The sequence below is a fragment of the Micromonospora humi genome, assembly GCF_900090105.1.
GTDB classification, from domain to species: domain Bacteria; phylum Actinomycetota; class Actinomycetes; order Mycobacteriales; family Micromonosporaceae; genus Micromonospora; species Micromonospora humi.
In genome coordinates, this window is sequence record NZ_FMDM01000026.1 from 1 (window position 1) to 15,429 (window position 15,429).

At 74.3% G+C, this 15,429-nt stretch carries 16 protein-coding genes and 1 pseudogene; 3 read left to right on the plus strand and 14 right to left on the minus strand.

Annotated elements, in window-relative coordinates; all coding sequences use genetic code 11:
- Nucleotides 1–81 precede the first annotated feature (81 nt).
- The 8 genes and pseudogenes from GA0070213_RS30200 to pepN all read right to left on the minus strand — a co-directional run.
- Nucleotides 82–873, minus strand: a pseudogene (locus GA0070213_RS30200) (ComEC/Rec2 family competence protein); the annotation flags it as partial.
- Nucleotides 870–1,634 (minus strand): ComEA family DNA-binding protein, encoded by a 765-nt coding sequence (locus tag GA0070213_RS30205; RefSeq protein WP_425412880.1) that lies wholly within the window; start codon nucleotides 1,632–1,634, stop codon nucleotides 870–872. The pseudogene GA0070213_RS30200 and the gene GA0070213_RS30205, both read right to left, overlap by 4 nt.
- A gap of 804 nt (nucleotides 1,635–2,438) precedes the next feature.
- Entirely contained in the window at nucleotides 2,439–3,215 is a 777-nt protein-coding gene (locus GA0070213_RS30215) for an SDR family NAD(P)-dependent oxidoreductase (protein ID WP_091072360.1), read from the minus strand.
- A complete protein-coding gene (locus tag GA0070213_RS30220) occupies nucleotides 3,212–4,063 on the minus strand; it encodes a DegV family protein (RefSeq protein WP_091072472.1) in 852 nt (283 codons plus the stop codon). Before GA0070213_RS30220 ends, GA0070213_RS30215 begins: the two co-directional genes overlap by 4 nt.
- Nucleotides 4,064–4,111: 48 nt before the next feature.
- Nucleotides 4,112–4,741 (minus strand): histidine phosphatase family protein, encoded by a 630-nt coding sequence (locus GA0070213_RS30225; protein ID WP_091072364.1) that lies wholly within the window; start codon nucleotides 4,739–4,741, stop codon nucleotides 4,112–4,114.
- Complete coding sequence (gene rsfS, locus GA0070213_RS30230) at nucleotides 4,738–5,109, minus strand: ribosome silencing factor (RefSeq protein ID WP_091072476.1); 372 nt, start codon at nucleotides 5,107–5,109, stop codon at nucleotides 4,738–4,740. The genes GA0070213_RS30225 and rsfS overlap by 4 nt, the downstream gene beginning before the upstream one ends.
- 146 nt (nucleotides 5,110–5,255) lie before the next feature.
- Nucleotides 5,256–5,852 carry a nicotinate-nucleotide adenylyltransferase gene (gene nadD, locus GA0070213_RS30235; RefSeq protein ID WP_091072367.1) on the minus strand — a complete coding sequence of 199 codons (597 nt, stop codon included), beginning with the start codon at nucleotides 5,850–5,852 and terminating at the stop codon, nucleotides 5,256–5,258.
- Between the two features lie 91 nt (nucleotides 5,853–5,943).
- The gene (gene pepN / locus GA0070213_RS30240) at nucleotides 5,944–8,460 is read right to left on the minus strand and encodes an aminopeptidase N (RefSeq protein WP_091072370.1); all 2,517 of its coding nucleotides are present in this window, start codon (nucleotides 8,458–8,460) and stop codon (nucleotides 5,944–5,946) included.
- 66 nt (nucleotides 8,461–8,526) lie between these two features.
- Here pepN and GA0070213_RS30245 point away from each other — a divergent pair, with 66 nt between their 5' ends.
- Nucleotides 8,527–8,745: a DUF397 domain-containing protein gene (locus tag GA0070213_RS30245; protein WP_013287999.1), complete on the plus strand. Its 219-nt coding sequence runs from the start codon at nucleotides 8,527–8,529 to the stop codon at nucleotides 8,743–8,745.
- Nucleotides 8,746–8,755: 10 nt separating this feature from the next.
- Here GA0070213_RS30245 and GA0070213_RS30250 read toward each other — a convergent pair whose 3' ends face one another.
- A complete protein-coding gene (locus GA0070213_RS30250; protein WP_091072374.1) occupies nucleotides 8,756–9,145 on the minus strand; it encodes a hypothetical protein in 390 nt (129 codons plus the stop codon).
- A gap of 248 nt (nucleotides 9,146–9,393) precedes the next feature.
- On the opposite strand from GA0070213_RS30250, the gene GA0070213_RS30255 reads away from it, so the two are divergent.
- Nucleotides 9,394–10,641 carry a cytochrome P450 gene (locus GA0070213_RS30255; protein WP_091072376.1) on the plus strand — a complete coding sequence of 416 codons (1,248 nt, stop codon included), beginning with the start codon at nucleotides 9,394–9,396 and terminating at the stop codon, nucleotides 10,639–10,641.
- A 142-nt stretch (nucleotides 10,642–10,783) separates the two neighbouring features.
- Here the strand turns inward: GA0070213_RS30255 and GA0070213_RS30260 are convergent, their stop codons facing one another.
- Genes GA0070213_RS30260 through GA0070213_RS30270 form a run of 3 tightly spaced genes read right to left on the minus strand, consistent with a single transcriptional unit; the run spans nucleotide 10,784 to nucleotide 12,685 of the window.
- The gene (locus GA0070213_RS30260) at nucleotides 10,784–11,422 is read right to left on the minus strand and encodes a DUF3618 domain-containing protein (protein WP_091072379.1); all 639 of its coding nucleotides are present in this window, start codon (nucleotides 11,420–11,422) and stop codon (nucleotides 10,784–10,786) included.
- Complete coding sequence (locus GA0070213_RS30265; RefSeq protein ID WP_091072383.1) at nucleotides 11,419–11,871, minus strand: phage holin family protein; 453 nt, start codon at nucleotides 11,869–11,871, stop codon at nucleotides 11,419–11,421. Before GA0070213_RS30265 ends, GA0070213_RS30260 begins: the two co-directional genes overlap by 4 nt.
- A gap of 31 nt (nucleotides 11,872–11,902) precedes the next feature.
- Nucleotides 11,903–12,685: a YML083C domain-containing protein gene (locus GA0070213_RS30270; RefSeq protein WP_091072386.1), complete on the minus strand. Its 783-nt coding sequence runs from the start codon at nucleotides 12,683–12,685 to the stop codon at nucleotides 11,903–11,905.
- Nucleotides 12,686–12,883: 198 nt separating this feature from the next.
- On the opposite strand from GA0070213_RS30270, the gene GA0070213_RS30275 reads away from it, so the two are divergent.
- Nucleotides 12,884–13,354: a DUF4383 domain-containing protein gene (locus tag GA0070213_RS30275; RefSeq protein WP_091072479.1), complete on the plus strand. Its 471-nt coding sequence runs from the start codon at nucleotides 12,884–12,886 to the stop codon at nucleotides 13,352–13,354.
- A 72-nt stretch (nucleotides 13,355–13,426) separates the two neighbouring features.
- Here the strand turns inward: GA0070213_RS30275 and GA0070213_RS30280 are convergent, their stop codons facing one another.
- Together GA0070213_RS30280 and obgE are read right to left on the minus strand one after the other, a co-directional pair.
- Nucleotides 13,427–13,876 carry a GNAT family N-acetyltransferase gene (locus GA0070213_RS30280; protein ID WP_091072390.1) on the minus strand — a complete coding sequence of 150 codons (450 nt, stop codon included), beginning with the start codon at nucleotides 13,874–13,876 and terminating at the stop codon, nucleotides 13,427–13,429.
- A 70-nt stretch (nucleotides 13,877–13,946) separates the two neighbouring features.
- A complete protein-coding gene (gene obgE / locus GA0070213_RS30285) occupies nucleotides 13,947–15,416 on the minus strand; it encodes a GTPase ObgE (protein ID WP_091072392.1) in 1,470 nt (489 codons plus the stop codon).
- Nucleotides 15,417–15,429 lie beyond the last annotated feature (13 nt).

A 15,429-nucleotide genomic window follows, 5' to 3' on the forward strand; every position in this document is an offset into this window, starting at 1 on the left:
CGTAGATGACGGCGACGACTGCGGCGCGCAGCCCTGGCTTGATCTCCCCCATGGCGTGGTAACCTACCACTACCCCTAACGCACGTTCGCGCCGGACACCGCGTTGAGGTGCGTCATCCCGGTGTCCCGGAAGTCCTCCTCCACCTCGGGCAGCAGCCGACTGGTGTCGCCCACCACCAGCCCGGGCAGCAGCCCGCCCGGCGCGTCGGGCAGCGGTTCGCAGGCCCGTTGCAGCCCGGCCCGCAGCGTGCCGGCCGCGCGCTGCGCCCACGACGGGGCGCCGCGCCGGGTGGGTGCCCCGGTCGCCGAGAGCACCGCCGCCGTGAGGTCGCCGCCGCGCGGCTCGGCGAGCCGGCCGCGCGTGGTCACCCGCTGCCCCGGCAGCAGCCCCTGCCAGCCCGGGTCGGTGGCCAGCACCAGGCCGCGCACCGGGCCGATGACCTGACTGCCGTCGGGGCCGGTGAGGCGTACCAGGTCGACCCGGACCAGCAGCGGCGCCGGACGGCCGGGTGAGCCGCGTACCCGGCGCGGGTCGTCGCGCACCACCAGGTCGGCGGTGACCAGCGCGCGCTCGGTGACGAGAGCGCGGATCGGGGCGGCGTCGCGGACCGCGAGCCGGGCGCCGGTCGCCGCCGCCCCGCAGAGCACGCCGAGCAGGACGGCCAGGGCGATCCAGCCGTAGCGGCGGATCGGCGCGGGGCGCTCGCGGCGCAGGCGCAGGCCCGCGACCGCCGCCAGCGCGGCGGCGACGGCGGCCAGCCCGGCGGTCGCCCGGGCGGAGAGGTGCAGCCCGGCCAGCGCGGCGAGCCAGGCGGCCACCGCGAACCCGGCCAGCCGCAGGTCCGGCCCGGCGTCCGAACTGTCGGCGCTCACACCGTCACCAGATCCTTGAGCTGCTCGTAGCGGGCGTCGCCGATGCCGTCGACCTGCCGCAGGTCGGAGACGGACCGGAAACCGCCGTGCTGCTCCCGATGGTCGAGGATCCGCTGGGCGAGCACCGGGCCGACGCCGGGCAGCGTGTCGAGCTGGGCGAGCGTCGCGGTGTTCAGGTTGACCGGCCCGGCGGCTGGACCGGCGGGCACGCCGCCACCGGCGGGCGGGCTCGGGGCGGGCTGCCCCGGCGGCGCGGTGACGCCGACCAGGATCAGCTCGCCGTCGGTGACCTTGCGGGCCGGATTGAGCAGCGCCACGTCGACGCCGGGCAGCGCGCCGCCGGCCGCCTCCACGGCGTCGGCGAGTCGGGCGCCGGCCGGCAACCGCACCAGCCCCGGGTGTCGGACCTTGCCGGCGACCGCGACGACCACCTGACCGGTCGCCCCGGCCGGCGCCGCCCCGGTCACCGCGCCGGCCGCCTGCGTCGCCGCCCCGGCTGGGGCCTCGCCGGACGGGGCCGCGCCGGCCGGGGCGACCGGACGGACGGGTTCGGCGGTCGGGCGGGAGCGCCACGCCCAGACGGCAGCCACCAGGACGACGAGCACGGCCACGGCGGCGAGGGCACGGACGCCGCGACGGCCCGGGTCGAACGCGCCCGGCCCGGGCAGCCGGGACGCCAACCCTCGCCCGGGCTCCCCGGGTGGGGTCACCTCCGGCCCGTCGGGATCGTGCTCGACGAACGCGGGGTCCGTCTCGAACAGCGGCGCATGCCCGTGGTCGGGCTCCGGGTGGCCGTGTCGCAGCCCGGGGCGGGCCGGCTGTCCCGGTCCGGAGTGGCCGGGCTGTCCCGGTCCGGGGCGGGCCGGGTCGGGAAACGGGTACGCCGGTGACGGCTCCGGCGTCGCCGCTCGGACGGCATGCGGCGCACCGCCGGCGGGAGCCGGGACGGCGGCCGTCCGACCCGCCGGCGTGAACAACCGGGCGAGCCGCCGCCGTACCGTCGTCTCCTCGTCGTCTGACACGGATCGGGACGCTAGCGGCGATGACACACCGAAGGTCGGCCGTGGGGCCCTCACCTGTGGACAACGGGCGCTTGTGGACAACCACCCGATCATGCCGCCGACGTGATAACCGGCGATGTCGTAGGTGGTGCCGCACACCGGAGTCGGTCGCGAGTGGTCGCCTCGGGAGGCTACGAACTTGATATCGGGGACGACTCAGGCACCGAGTCACTCACGTCATCAAGTTTGTAGGCAGCTTTGCGGCCCATCGACTCCCGCTTCGTCGGCTGGACCCGCCGAGACCACCGCCTCCGGTGAACACCGCCGAACGCGTGACCGCACCAACCTTCCGGGCCGGCGACGTGGTGCACCTGACCCGGGCCGCAAGCGTTCAGTTCGTCCGGCCGATCGTGGTCCGCGTGATCAGGCAGCTGACCGACCGGCACCCCTACCACGGGTGGGCGTGGATCGAGGGCTACGAACTGAGCCCGCGCGGCACCGCCGTCGCGAAACGTGAGCTGTTCGTGATGCCAGCGGGCGTGCGCTGGCTGGCCCGCACGCAGGTCAGCGGGCCTCGGGGTCCAGGCCGAGCGCGGCCCGGCCCCCGTCGACCGGCAGGGTCACCCCGTTGACGAACGAGGCCGCCGCCGACAGCAGGAACGCGACCACGTCGGCCACCTCCCCGGTCTGCCCCATCCGGCCCACCGGGTGCAGCCGGGCCAGCTCCGCTTCGACGTGTGCCACGCCGGCCGGGCCCAGCCCGGCGAGGTAGGCGGCGTGCCGCTCGGTGTGGATCGAGCCGAGCGCGACAGCGTTGGTGCGGATCCCGCGCGGACCATAGTCCACCGCCAGCGCCCGGGTCAGCCCCTCCACCGCGGCCTTCGCGGTCGCGTAGGGCAGGGCGCCCGGGACCGCCCGGCGGGCCTGGTGGGAGGAGACGTTGACGATCGCGCCGCCGGCGCCGGCAGCCAGGAAGCGGCGTACGGCGGTGCCGGCGCCGACCACGGCGGGGCGCAGGTTGACCGCGATCAGGTCGAACACCTCGGCAGCGGACTCGCGGTGCAGGGCGGCGTCGCGGAAGACGGCGGCGTTGTTCACCCAGCCGGCCAGCGGACCGTGCCCCTCGGCGCGGTCGGCGGCCCGGGCGGCGACCGTCTCGTCGGCGGCGTCCCCGGTGACGGCGTGCAGCCGGTCGGCGGCGGGGTGCCCGGCGAGCCAGTCCGTCGCGCTCTCGTCGCGCTCGACGACCACCACCGTCCCACCGTCGGCGGCCAACCGCTCGACGATCGCCCGCCCGACCCCCCGCCCGCCGCCGGTGACGACGTACGATCGCGCGCTCACCGGCGGCGGTGGACGACCACGCAGGCCAGTCCGGGGCCGGCGTGCGCGGCGACCACCGCGCCGGCCTCGGTGACATACGTGTCGTGCAGCCGGTCGCCCAGCCGCTCGGTCAGCGCGGCCAGCAACGCCTCGGCGCGTTGCGGTGCGGCGAGGTGGTGCACCGCGAGGTCGACGTCGGCGTCGCCGGCCGCCTCGACGGCCAGGTCGACCAGGCGCGCCACGCCCCGGCTGGCGGTGCGGACCTTGTCCCTGACCACGATCGCGCCGTCCGGCATGTGCATGATCGGCTTGACCGAGAGGGCGGTGCCGAGCAGCGCCTCGGCCGCGTTGATCCGGCCGCCCCGGCGCAGGAACTCCAGCGTGTCGACGTAGAAGAAGACGGTGGTCCGCCCGACCGCGTCCAGCGCCGCCGCGCGTACCCCGGTCAGGTCGGCGCCCCCGGCGGCGGCCGCGGCGGCGGCGAGCGCCGGGAAGCCGAGACCCATTCCGGTGGCGCGGCTGTCCACCACCGTGACCCGGTCGTCGCCGACCTCGGCGGCGGCCAGCCGGGCCGCCTCGAGGGTGCCGGACAACTCGGCCGAGAGGTGCACCGAGACCACACCGTCGGCGCCCTCGGCGAGCAGCGCGCGGTAGACCTGCGCGAACTGCTCCGGCGCGGGCCGGGACGTGCTCACCGAGACGCGGCGGGCGCTCAACGCGCGGGTGGCGTCCGCCGGGAAGGTCTCGATGCCCTCCAACCCTTCGGCGCCGTTGAGCACCACGGTCAGCGGTACGACGGTGAGCCGGTGCGCGCGGACCAGCTCGGGGGGCAGGTAGGCGGTGGAGTCGGTGACGACCGCTACGGGCATGACCGGCACGCTAGCCGATGTCGCGCCGGCGCGCCGGGGCCGAGGGGCTCAGACCGCGTCGGTGAGCGCCGGCTGGGTGATCAGCCCGACATTGTGCGCCCGCAGGTGCCAGCCCCGGACGTCGTCGTGGCGCAGCTCGGTCCAGTGGCAGTTGGCCAGCGAACCGACGCTGCGCAGCACGGCATGGTCCCAGCCGAGCAGGTGACCGACCCCCTGCCGGGCGCCGCCGCCGTGGGTGGTGACCACCACGGTGCCGCCGGCCGCCAGGTCGGCCGCGTCCCGGAACGCGGCGCCGAGCCGTTTACCGAGGTCGTCCAGGTTCTCGATGCCGGCGCCGGGGTCGGGGTCGCCGGCCCGCCAGCGGGCGAAGTCGTCGGGGAACCGCTCGGCGACCTCGGTGAGGGCCAGGCCCTGCCACCGGCCGAAGTGCCGCTCGCGCAGCCGGGCGTCGGTGCGGACCGGCAGCCCGGTGACCGCCGCCAGGGCGGCGGCGGTGTCGGCGGCCCGGCGCAGGTCGCTGGCGACGATGGCGTCGGGGCGCAGCGCGGCGAGCACCGGCGCGGCGGCACGAGCCTGCTCCCGGCCGAGGTCGTTGAGCGGCACGTCGGTCTGGCCCTGGACCCGGCTCTCGGCGTTCCAGTCGGTGTTGCCGTGCCGCCAGATGATCAGGCGGGTCATTCGGCGGTGGCGGTGCCGGCGGCCGAGTCGGCCAGGTCGCGATCCACGAACGGGATCTGCGGGCAGTCCTTCCAGAGCCGGTCGAGCGCGTAGAACTCGCGCTCCTCGGTGTGCTGCACGTGCACCACGATGTCGACGTAGTCGAGCAGCACCCAACGGCCGCCCCGCTCACCCTCGCGGCGGATCGGCTTGGCCTTCTCCGGCAGCTCCAGCAGGCGCTCCTCGATGGCGTCGACGATGGCGTGCACCTGACGCTCGTTCGGCGCCGAAGCCACCAGGAACGCGTCGGTGATGGCGAGCTGGTCACCGACGTCGATGACGACGATGTCCTCCGCCTTCTTGTCGGCCGCGGCCTGGGCGGCGGCCATCGCCAGCTCGTACGCCCGCTCGGGAATGGTGGTCACCGTTCTCCTTCGATCATCCGTGCGACCTTCCAAGCCTCTCACACCCGCCGGGGCGGCGACTTGTCAGTTCTGGCCGGTTTCCGGGACGAACGGGGACGTAACGGTCGGGATCAGCGCTGGTAGAGTCGCCGTTTGGCGATGTACTGCACCACACCGTCCGGCACCAGGTACCAGACCGGCTCGCCCCGACCCACCCGGGCGCGACAGTCGGTCGAGGAGATGGCCATCGCGGGCACCTGCACCAGGCTTACCGAGTCGGCCGGGAGATGCTGGTCGGACAGCTCGAAGCCGGGTCGGGTCACGCCGATGAAGTGGGCCAGTTCGAGCACCTCGTCCAGATCCTTCCAGGAGAGGATCCGCTCCAGCGCGTCCGCGCCGGTGATGAAGAACAGCTGTGCCTTCGGGCCGTACTCGGCGTGCAGGTCGCGCAGCGTGTCGACGGTGTAGGTGGGGCCGCCGCGGTCGATGTCCACGCGGCTCACCTGAAAGCGCGGGTTGGAGGCGGTCGCGATCACCGTCATCAGGTAGCGGTCCTCGGCCGGGCTGACCGGTTCGTCCGCCTTCTGCCACGGCTGACCGGTGGGCACGAAGACCACCTCGTCCAGGCCGAACCGGTCGGCCACCTCGCTCGCCGCCACCAGGTGACCGTGGTGGATCGGGTCGAACGTGCCGCCCATGATGCCGATCCGCCGGATGTCGTCCTCCACCCCGCGATCCTAGGCCGCGCTCCGGCGCCACCCGGCCTGGGCCACCGGGCGCGCACCGGACGGGTGCCTGACCCGTCCGGTGCGTCGCCGGTCAGGCGCCCGCGGCGGCCACCGCCGTCCGTGCCACCAACGCCCGGCGCAGGTCGTCGTCCAGGTCGACGACCCGCCGGCGCAGCCCGGGCGTGAGGTCGTCGCGCGCCAGCAGCGCCGCGGCCAGCTCCCGGGTGGGCTGCGCCACGGCGTAGCGCGGGAAGGCCAGCCCCGCGACCCGGTCCGCCACCCAGGCGGTACGTCTCCGCGCGGCCTCCGGCATGTCGGCGAAGAACCGCTCGACGTAGCCGGCGGTCAACTCCCCCTGCTCCGGCTGCCAGAACCCCTCGGCGGTGGCCTCCACCAGCCGGTTCGACAACTCGGCGTTATGGATCACGATCTCCCAGGCGGCCCGCTTGGCGTCCGCGTCGGGCAGCGCGGCCCGGCAGCCGGCCGCCCGCTCGGCGCCGGTGGCGCTGCGGTCGGCGGCCGACTCGGCGGCGATCTCCGGCTCGCCGGCGCCACCCAGCACCACCAGCCGGTGCAGCAGCTCCCACCGCAGGTCGGCGTCGACGGCCAACCCCTCCGGCACGCTCTCCCCGGTCAGCCAGGCGGCGAGCAGCCCGGTGTCCGTGGTGGCACCGATCAGGCCACGGGCCGCGGCGAGTTGCAGCGAGCCGCCCGCCGGGGCGCCCGCCAGGAGCGTCTGGCACGCCCCGGCGATCCGGAGCAGCGCCGCGTCCCGGGCCAGCGGCTCCAGGTAGCGGTCGACGAGATTGCGGCTGAGCGTGAGCACGTCCTCGGCGATGATCACCTCGGTCTCGGCCGGCAACGCGGCGGCGATCAGCGCGACCAGCTCGGCGACCGGCCGCTCTCCGTCGGTGGCGGCGTCCAGCGCCTCACCCCAGAGCAGCGCCCGGGCCAGCGGGTCGTCGAGGCCGGGGAGCAGCGCCGGCACCGCGTCGGCGGAGGCCGGGTCGAGCCGGATCTTGGCGAACGTGAGGTCGCCGGCGTTCGGCAGCAGCAGGCCGGTGGCGGGCTGACCGACCAGCTCGGGCAGCGCGGTGCGACCGCCGTCGGCGTCCGGTTCGAGGTCGACCTCGAACCGGCGCACCGGGGCGTCCGCGGTGTGGTGGGCCACGCCGATGCGGTGCGGCCGCAGCACCGGGTGGCTCTCCGGCGCGGTCTGCACCACGCTCACCTCGGTCCAGCGCCCGTCGGCGTCCGCCGCGGTCTGGATCCGCAACGTGTTGACCTGCGACCGGCGCAGCCACCGCTCGGCCCAGCCGGTCAGGTCGCGACCGGCGGCCGAGGCGAGGCTGTCGAGCAGGTCGGCGAGCGTGGCGTTGCCGAACCGGTGCTTCGCGAAGTGCGCGTTCAGGCCGGCGAGGAACGCGTCGTCGCCGAGCCAGGCGACGAGTTGGCGCAGCACGCCCGCGCCCTTGGCGTAGGAGATGCCGTCGAAGTTGAGCAGGCCGGCCGCGGCGTCGACGACCTCCTCCGGGGCCACCGGGTGGGTGGACGGGCGCTGGTCGGCCGCGTAGCCCCAGGCCTTGCGACGCAGCGCGAACGTGGTCCACGCCTGGTCGAACCGGGTCGCCTCGGCGGTAACCCGGGTGCCGAGGTATTCGGCGAACGACTCGTTCAGCCACAGGTCGTCCCACCAGCGCATGGTGACCAGGTCGCCGAACCACATGTGCGCCATCTCGTGGGCGATGACGGTGGCGCGGTATTCGCGCTGGGTGTCGGTGACCGCGGAGCGGAAGACGTAGTCGTCCCGCAGCGTGACCAGGCCGGGGTTCTCCATCGCGCCGGCGTTGAACTCGGGCACGAACGCCTGGTCGTACTTGCCGAACGGGTAGCGCTCGGCGAAGAGCTGGTGGAACCGGTCGAGGCACTGGCGGGTGACCGTGAAGATCTCGTCCGCGTCGGCGTCGAGGTGCGCGGCGAGCGACCGCCGGCAGTAGAGGCCGAGCGGGATGCCGTCGTGCTCGGACCGCAGCACGTGCCAGGGCCCGGCGACCAGCGAGACGAGGTAGGTGGCCAGCGGCGCGGTGGGGGCGAACTCCCAGCGCCCGGGCGCCGGCCGGTCGGCGAGCTGCCCGTTGGCCGCCACCGTCCACTCCGGCGGCGCGGTGACCGCCAGCGTCACCGGGGCCTTCAGGTCGGGCTGGTCGAACGCGGCGAAGATGCGCGGGCCGTCGTCCAGGAAGGACAGCGCGTAGAGGTAGGTCTCACCGTCGGCCGGGTCGACGAAGCGGTGCAGCCCTTCGCCGGTGTTGGAGTAGCCCATCTCGGCCTCGACGGTGAGCGTGTTGGTCGCGGACAGCCCGGTGAGCGGCAGTCGCCCGTCGGCCAGCAACGCCAGGTCGAGGTCACGGTCGTCGAGACGGGCCCGCAGGAGTCGGCGGGGCTTGACGTCGACGAAGGTCTCGGCACCGGGGGTGGCCCGGAACCGGATGGTGGTGGTGGAGCGGAACCACTCGGTGTCGCCGGTCAGGTCGAGGTCCACCTGGTAGGACTCGACGGTGATCGACGCGCCACGCGCGGTTGCCTCTGCACGGGTCAGGCTCGGCATCCGCTTATCCTGCCCGATGAGGCCCGCACGGGCCTTCCCGTGACACGTGGCGATGGAGGAACAACGATGGGTCAGCACCCCAAGGGCGATTTCGACCTTTCTCGGGCGGTATGGCAGCGAGCGGAGGGCGACACGTCGGAGGGCGCGGTCGAGGTGGCCTTCGTCGACGACCTGATCGGGATGCGCAACTCGGCCGAGCCGGACGGCCCCGTGCTGGTCTTCACCCAGGCCGAGTGGGACGCCTTCGTCGCGGGCGCCCAGGACGGCGAGTTCGACCTGGACTGACCCCGCCGGGTCAGTCACCGTCACCCCAGCCGAGCCCACCCGGACCGGGTGCGTGGTGGAAACCGGGATGGCCGGCCACATCGGCACAGTGCTCGCCGTCGGGCCCGACCGCGCCGCAGAACAGCCGCTCGGCGCGGTGCCAGGCGTCGGCCGGCGACAGCGCCGCCGCGCCGAGCGCCAGCTCCGGGCGGAGCAGGCCGAGCGCCTCGGCGTACGCGACGGCCAGCTCGCGTGCGACGGCGGCGTCGGCGGCCGCGAAGCCGAGATGCACGGTGAAGAACCGCGGTCGGCGGGCCCCGGCACGCCGGGGCCCGCCGATCAGCGGTTCCTCCCGCCCACCGCCCCGCAGCCGCGCCACCGCGTCGCGGTGCCGCCCCCGTGCCGTCCGGTCGTCGCGCATCCGTGCCCCTCCCCCGTCTCCGGTGACCCCGCCGGGCCTCGCGCCGGCGGGACAGGACCGGTCGCCGCCGATCCCTGCGTCGAGCGAACCAGCTTTTTCGCTCCCAGGGAGGGGCCAGCGCGGGTCCGGCTGCCCGGCCTCGCCTCCGAACCGCGTTGACCTGCGGAGACGGAGGATTCGGTCGCGTCACCCCGGGTAGGTAGGGCAGCGTCGTGCAGGGCGGCCGACAGGCGTCAGGAGCAGCCGAGATGAGCACCATGCCGAGCGACCGGAGCCCGGACAGCACCCTGGCGTTCCTCCGCGAGGGCTACCGCTTCGTGAGCGCGCGCTGCGACCGGCTCGGCAGCGACGTCGTGCAGACCCGGCTGCTCCTGGAGCCGACCATCTGCCTGCGCGGGCGGGACGCCGCCGAGCTGTTCTACGACGAGGAGCGGTTCGTGCGGCGCGGCGCCATGCCGATGCGCGGGCAGCGCACGCTGACCGGGGTCGGCGGCGTGCAGGGCCTCGACGGGGCGGCGCACCGCGCCCGCAAGGCGATGTTCATGTCGATGATGACGCCGGCCGCGGTCCGGCGCCTCGGGCAGCTCTTCGACGACGAATGGCGGGCCCGGATCCCGCTCTGGGCGGAGAACGGCCCCGTGGTGCTCTACGACGAGGTGGGCCGGATGCTGACCCGGGCGGTCTGGGCCTGGGCCGGGGTCCCGCTGGCCGAGACCGACGTGCGCCGCCGCACCGCCGAGATGCACGCCATGATCAAGGGACCGGCCGTGCTGGGCCCGACGCACTGGCGCGGCGTGCTCGCCCGCCGCCGGGCCGAACGCTGGGCCGGCGAGCTGGTCGAACGGGTACGCGCCGGCGCGCTGCCCGCGCCCGAGGGCAGCGCCCTGCGGATCATCGCCGAGCACCGGGACGAGCGGGGCGCGCCGCTGCCCCGCCGGATCGCCGCGGTGGGGCTGCTCAACGTGCTCCGCCCGACGGTAGCGGTGGACCGGTACGTGGTCTTCGCCGCGCTGGCGCTGCACGACCACCCGCACTGGCGGGACCGGGTCCGCGGCGACGAGGACGCGACCGAGCAGTTCGTGCAGGAGGTACGGCGCTACTACCCGTTCTTCCCGCTCGCCGCGGCCCGGGTCCGCCGCTCCTTCGAGTGGCGGGGGTACGCGTTCCCGCAGGGCCGTCGCGTGCTGCTCGACCTGTACGGGACGAACCACCACCCGGCGCTCTGGCCGGAACCGGAGCGGTTCCACCCGGAACGCTTCGCCACCTGGCGGGACGACCCGTTCAGCCTGATCCCGCAGGGCGGCGGCGACCACGACACGGGTCACCGCTGCGCCGGCGAGTGGATCACGATCGAGTTGATGAAGCGCGCGGTGGGCGCGCTGACCGGCGCGATGAGCTACCGCGTCCCGCCGCAGGACCTCGCGCTCGACCTCGGCCGGATGCCGGCGCTGCCGCCCAGCGGGATGATCGTCGACGGGGTGCGGCCGGCGGCCTGAGGCGGCCAGGCCGCCGTACCTCCCGACGATGCTGACCGTGCCGCCCTTGCGGTACGGCCGCTCGGGTCCGGACGTGCGACGGCGGGGGCCCTTGTCAACGCCTGGGCGATGAGAAGGGCCCCCGCCGACCGGGGAGCGTCGGTCAGGACCGTGCCTGGTGCGCGCTCTCCCGAACGTCCTGCGCGGCGCTGCGGCTGTCGTCCTTGACCGCGTGCGCCGCGTCCTGCGCGGTCGAGCGCAGCGAGTCGGCGGCGTGCTGGGCCGGCTCGCGCAACTCGTCCCTCAGCTCACCGGCGACCTCGCCGAGCTTGGACTTGACCACGTCGCTGTGCTCGGTGGCCTTCTCCTTGACCTGCGCGGCGAGTTCCTGCTCGCGCCGGGTGGCGGGGATCAGCGAGGACACCAGCATGCCGACGCCGAAGGCGATCACGCCGGCGGCGATCGGGTTGCCCTGGGACTTCTGCCGGACCACCTGCGGCGCCCGCTGGGCGGCGTCGCCCACCGTGGAGGCGGCGGAGTGCGCCTTGTCGGTCACCGTGGAAGCGGCCGAGGAGGCGTGGCCACCCACCGAGTGGGCGGCGTGGCCGGTGCTGTGGCCGAGGTCGGAAGCGGTTCCCATCACCTTGTCCTTCACGTTCGTCAGCGCGCTGCGGACGCGCTGCTTGCGGTCGTCGACGATGCGGCCCGGGCTGACCTTGTACGCCAGGGCGTCCACGTCCGAGCTGAGGTTGTTGCGGGTGGCTTCGATCTCCCGGCGGATCTGGTCGGGATCGGTGCTCATCGGGTGACTCCCTCCGGGTGCGGCTTGAGTGCGTCGGGGATGCGCTGCACGCTGTCGTTGGTCTGCTTCAGACCGCGGATCTGCTGGGCGTTCTTCTTCGCCTTCGAGTAGAGGACGGCGGCGATCGCGGCCCACACCACCGCCACGATCAGCGCGGCCAGCCCGGAGTCCATGACGTTGTCGAGGAACTGCCACACCGCGATGGAGACGAAGAGCGCCACCATGTAGCCGCCGAAGCCGGCGCCGCCGTAGAGGCCGGCGGCCTTGCCCGCCTTCTTGCCCTCCTGGCGGATCTCCGCCTTGGCCAGCTCGACCTCCTGGCGCATCAGCGTGGAGAGGTCGCCGGTGACCTGGCTCATCAGCTCACCGATCGAGCTGGCCCGCACCTCGTCGGCCTGGTGCGGGGCGCCCGCGCCGGGGTAGCCCGGGTCCTGCGTCGGCACGGTCATGCCGCGGTCTCCCTTCTGCCGGTCGGGCGGCTCACGGACGCGGAGCGCCGGTCGACGGGACGCCCGGCAGCGGGTCGGTCTGGGTGGGCGGAGGCAGCGGCTGGCCGGTGCCGCCCGCCGGGTCGGCCCAGGTGTTCGGCGCGCCGCCGCCCGGGTAGGCCGCGCCCGGCGCGGAGTAGCCCGGGTCCGGCTCGGCGTAGCTGCCCGGCGTCGGGTCGAGGTAACCACCCGGCGGGGTCTGGGCGGGCACCACCGGCGCGGTCGGGATGACGGCGGTCCGGTCCGGGTCGTAGGACTGCCCGGCGCCACCGTCGTTGCCCACGGCGGCGATGTTCCGGGTGAGCCGACCGGCGACCACACCCAGCAGGGCGGCGCCGACCAGGAACGTGCCCGGGTTACGACGGGCGTAGCCCTTGACCTCGTTGAGCAGGTCGCCCGGCTCGCGCTGCTCCAGCCAGCCGGCCACGCCGTGCACCCGCTCGGCGGCCTGGTGGGCCAGCTCGGTGACCGGGCCGGAGCCGCCGCCCTGCTGCGCCATCGACCGCATCTCGTCGGCCAGCGACCGCAGGCCGCTGGCGGCCCGCTGCTGCTGCTGACCGGCCTGGCTGGTCACCTGGTTGCGGGCCTCGCCGTAGAGGTCGCGGGCCTGCCGCTTGGCCTCGCCCACCACCTCCTGACCCTGCTCCTTGGCGGTCTGCGCGACCGCGCCGCCCGCGCTCGCGGCGTCGGAGCCGACCTGGCGGGCCTGGTCGCGTACGCCGCCGCCGTTCGTCGACTCGTACGTGGCGGACGTGGGGGAAAGATCCTGAGTCATGGTGTCCCTTCCGCTCGTGCGTTCCAGCGGTTTGCGTTTCGGGGGGTCACGCGAATGCTTTCCGCGTGACAACTGCCCTACCCCCGGTTGCCGGGTCCATGCCTGATTCGTCAATTCTCTGCGGAACCGGCCCGGGCCGGTCACAGAATGAGGTGCCGCCCGTCCGGGCGGTGAGCAGCTCGAACGGGGGTGACCGTGATGGCACGCGAACACGCGCCGGCCCGACCGGCCGTGCAGAAGGTCGCCCTCGCGGCGGCGGCCCTCTTCGTGCTGATCGGCGTGCTCGGCTTCATCCCCGGTGTCACCGCGCACTACGGCCAGCTGACGTTCGCCGGGCACCACTCCGGGGCGAAGCTGCTCGGCCTGTTCCAGGTGTCGGTGCTGCACAACCTGGTTCATCTGCTCTTCGGCCTGGTCGGGCTGGTGGCGGCCCGCCGGTTGGCCGGGGCGCGGGCGTTCCTGGCCGTGGGCGGCGCGCTCTACCTGGTGCTCTGGCTCTACGGCTTCGCCATCGACAGCCGCGAGACCGCGGCCAACTTCGTGCCGGTGAACCACGCCGACAACTGGCTGCACCTGGCGCTCGGCTTCGGCATGCTCGCCACCGGCCTGCTGCTGAGCAACGGGGCGGGCACCGGCAGCCGGCTGGACACCCCGATCGACCGTCCCTGAGGCAGATGGACACCTGACGGTGGGTGAGAAGGGGCCCCTTCTCGACGCCAGGCGTTAAGAAGGGGCCCCGCCTTACACGCCTACCGGCAGCCGCTTGGCGAAGCAGACGCTGTACGGGTTGTCGACGTACTCGCCGTAGACCGGGACGGGTCGGTAGCCGGCGGACCGGTAGAGCCCGATCGCGGCCGGCAGGTAGGTGCCGGTCTCCAGGCACACCGTCCGGTACCCGTGCCGGAAGGCCAGCTCCTCCAGCGCGACCAGCAACTGCCGGGCGACGCCCCGCCCACGGAACGCCGGCCGGACGTACATCCGCTTCAGCTCGCCGGTGTCCACGTCGAGCGCCTGGAGGCCGCCGCAGCCGACCGCCCGGCCGCCGACCACGGCCGCCAGGTAGTGGATGTCGTCGTGCACGACTGTCACCTGACCGTCCAGGCCGCCGTCGGCGGCCCGCAGCTCACGCTGCTGGGCGACGACGAGCGTGGCGATCTCCGGGTCGGTGGCGGGCCGGGATTCGATCAGCATCCGGCCACGCTAGGTCGGCCGGATTTCGCGGAGGTTTCCGGCCATCGTCCCCAACACGGACGGAGCCGAACTAATCGTCGTCCGGGTCGTCCAGGTCGTCCGCCGGGGTCCCCGGCGCGCCCTCGACCTCGTCCTCCGGGCGACGTCGGCGGGCCTTGCGGGCCTCCAACCGGTCGGCGGCCCGGGGACGCGTCGACTTGTCCTCCAGCCGCAGGTCGGTGCCCCGGTTACCGGGGACGAAGTCGACGCCCGCGTAGAGCGTGGGCTGCCAGTCGAACTCCCGCTCGCCGATCCGCACCAGGTCGCCGGCCTGCGCACCGGCCTTCGCCAGCTTCTCCTCGACACCGAGGCGGGCCAGCCGGTCGGCCAGGTAGCCCACCGCCTCGTCGTTGTCGAAGTTGGTCTGCTTCACCCAGCGTTCCGGCCGGCTGCCGCGCACCGTGTAGGAGCCGTCCTCCTCGGCCTCGATGGTGAAGCCGGCGTCGTCGACCGCCTTCGGGCGGATCACGATCCGGGTCGGCTCGGCCGGCGGGGCGGCGCGGCGGCTCTCGTCGACCAGCTGAGCCATCGCGAACGTCAGCTCGCGCAGGCCCTCCCGGGTGGCGCTGGAGACGTCGAAGACGCGGAAGCCGCGGGCCTCCAGGTCGGGGCGGACGATGTCGGCCAGGTCCTTCCCGTCCGGCACGTCGACCTTGTTGAGCGCGACCAGCCGGGGCCGGTCGGCCAGCCCGCCGTACTGGGTCAGCTCCGACTCGATGGCGTCGATGTCGGCCAGCGGGTCACGGCCCGGCTCCAGCGTCGCGGTGTCGACCACGTGCACCAGCACGGCGCAGCGCTCGACGTGGCGTAGGAACTCCAGGCCCAGGCCCTTGCCGGTGGCCGCGCCCGGGATCAGGCCCGGCACGTCGGCGACGGTGAAGGTGTGGTTGTCCACCCGGACCACGCCCAGGTTCGGCACCAGCGTGGTGAACGGGTAGTCGGCGATCTTCGGCTTGGCCGCGGAGATCACCGAGATCAGCGAGGACTTGCCGGCGGACGGGAAGCCGACCAGACCGACGTCGGCGACGCTCTTCAGCTCCAGCACCACGTCGAGCTTGTCGCCCGGCTCGCCCAGCTCGGCGAAGCCCGGCGCCTTGCGGCGGGCGTTGGCCAGCGAGGCGTTGCCCCGCCCACCACGGCCACCCCGGGCCGCCTCGAACGTGGTGCCGACGCCGACCAGGTCGGCCAGCACCTCACCGTCGAGGCTCTGCACCACGGTGCCGTTCGGGACCTTGATCACCAGGTCGCGGCCGTTGCCGCCGTCCCGGTTCGAGCCGGCCCCGCCCTTGCCGTTCTCGGCCTTCAGGTGCGGCCGGAAGTGGAAGTCGAGCAGCGTGGTGACCTGCGCGTCGACCACCAGCGACACGCTGCCGCCGTGGCCGCCGTTGCCGCCGTCCGGGCCGCCGAAGGGCTTGAACTTCTCCCGGTGGATCGAGACACAGCCGTGCCCGCCGTCGCCGGCCTGCATGTGCAGGACGACCCGGTCAACGAACGTCGTCACGACGCCAATCCTT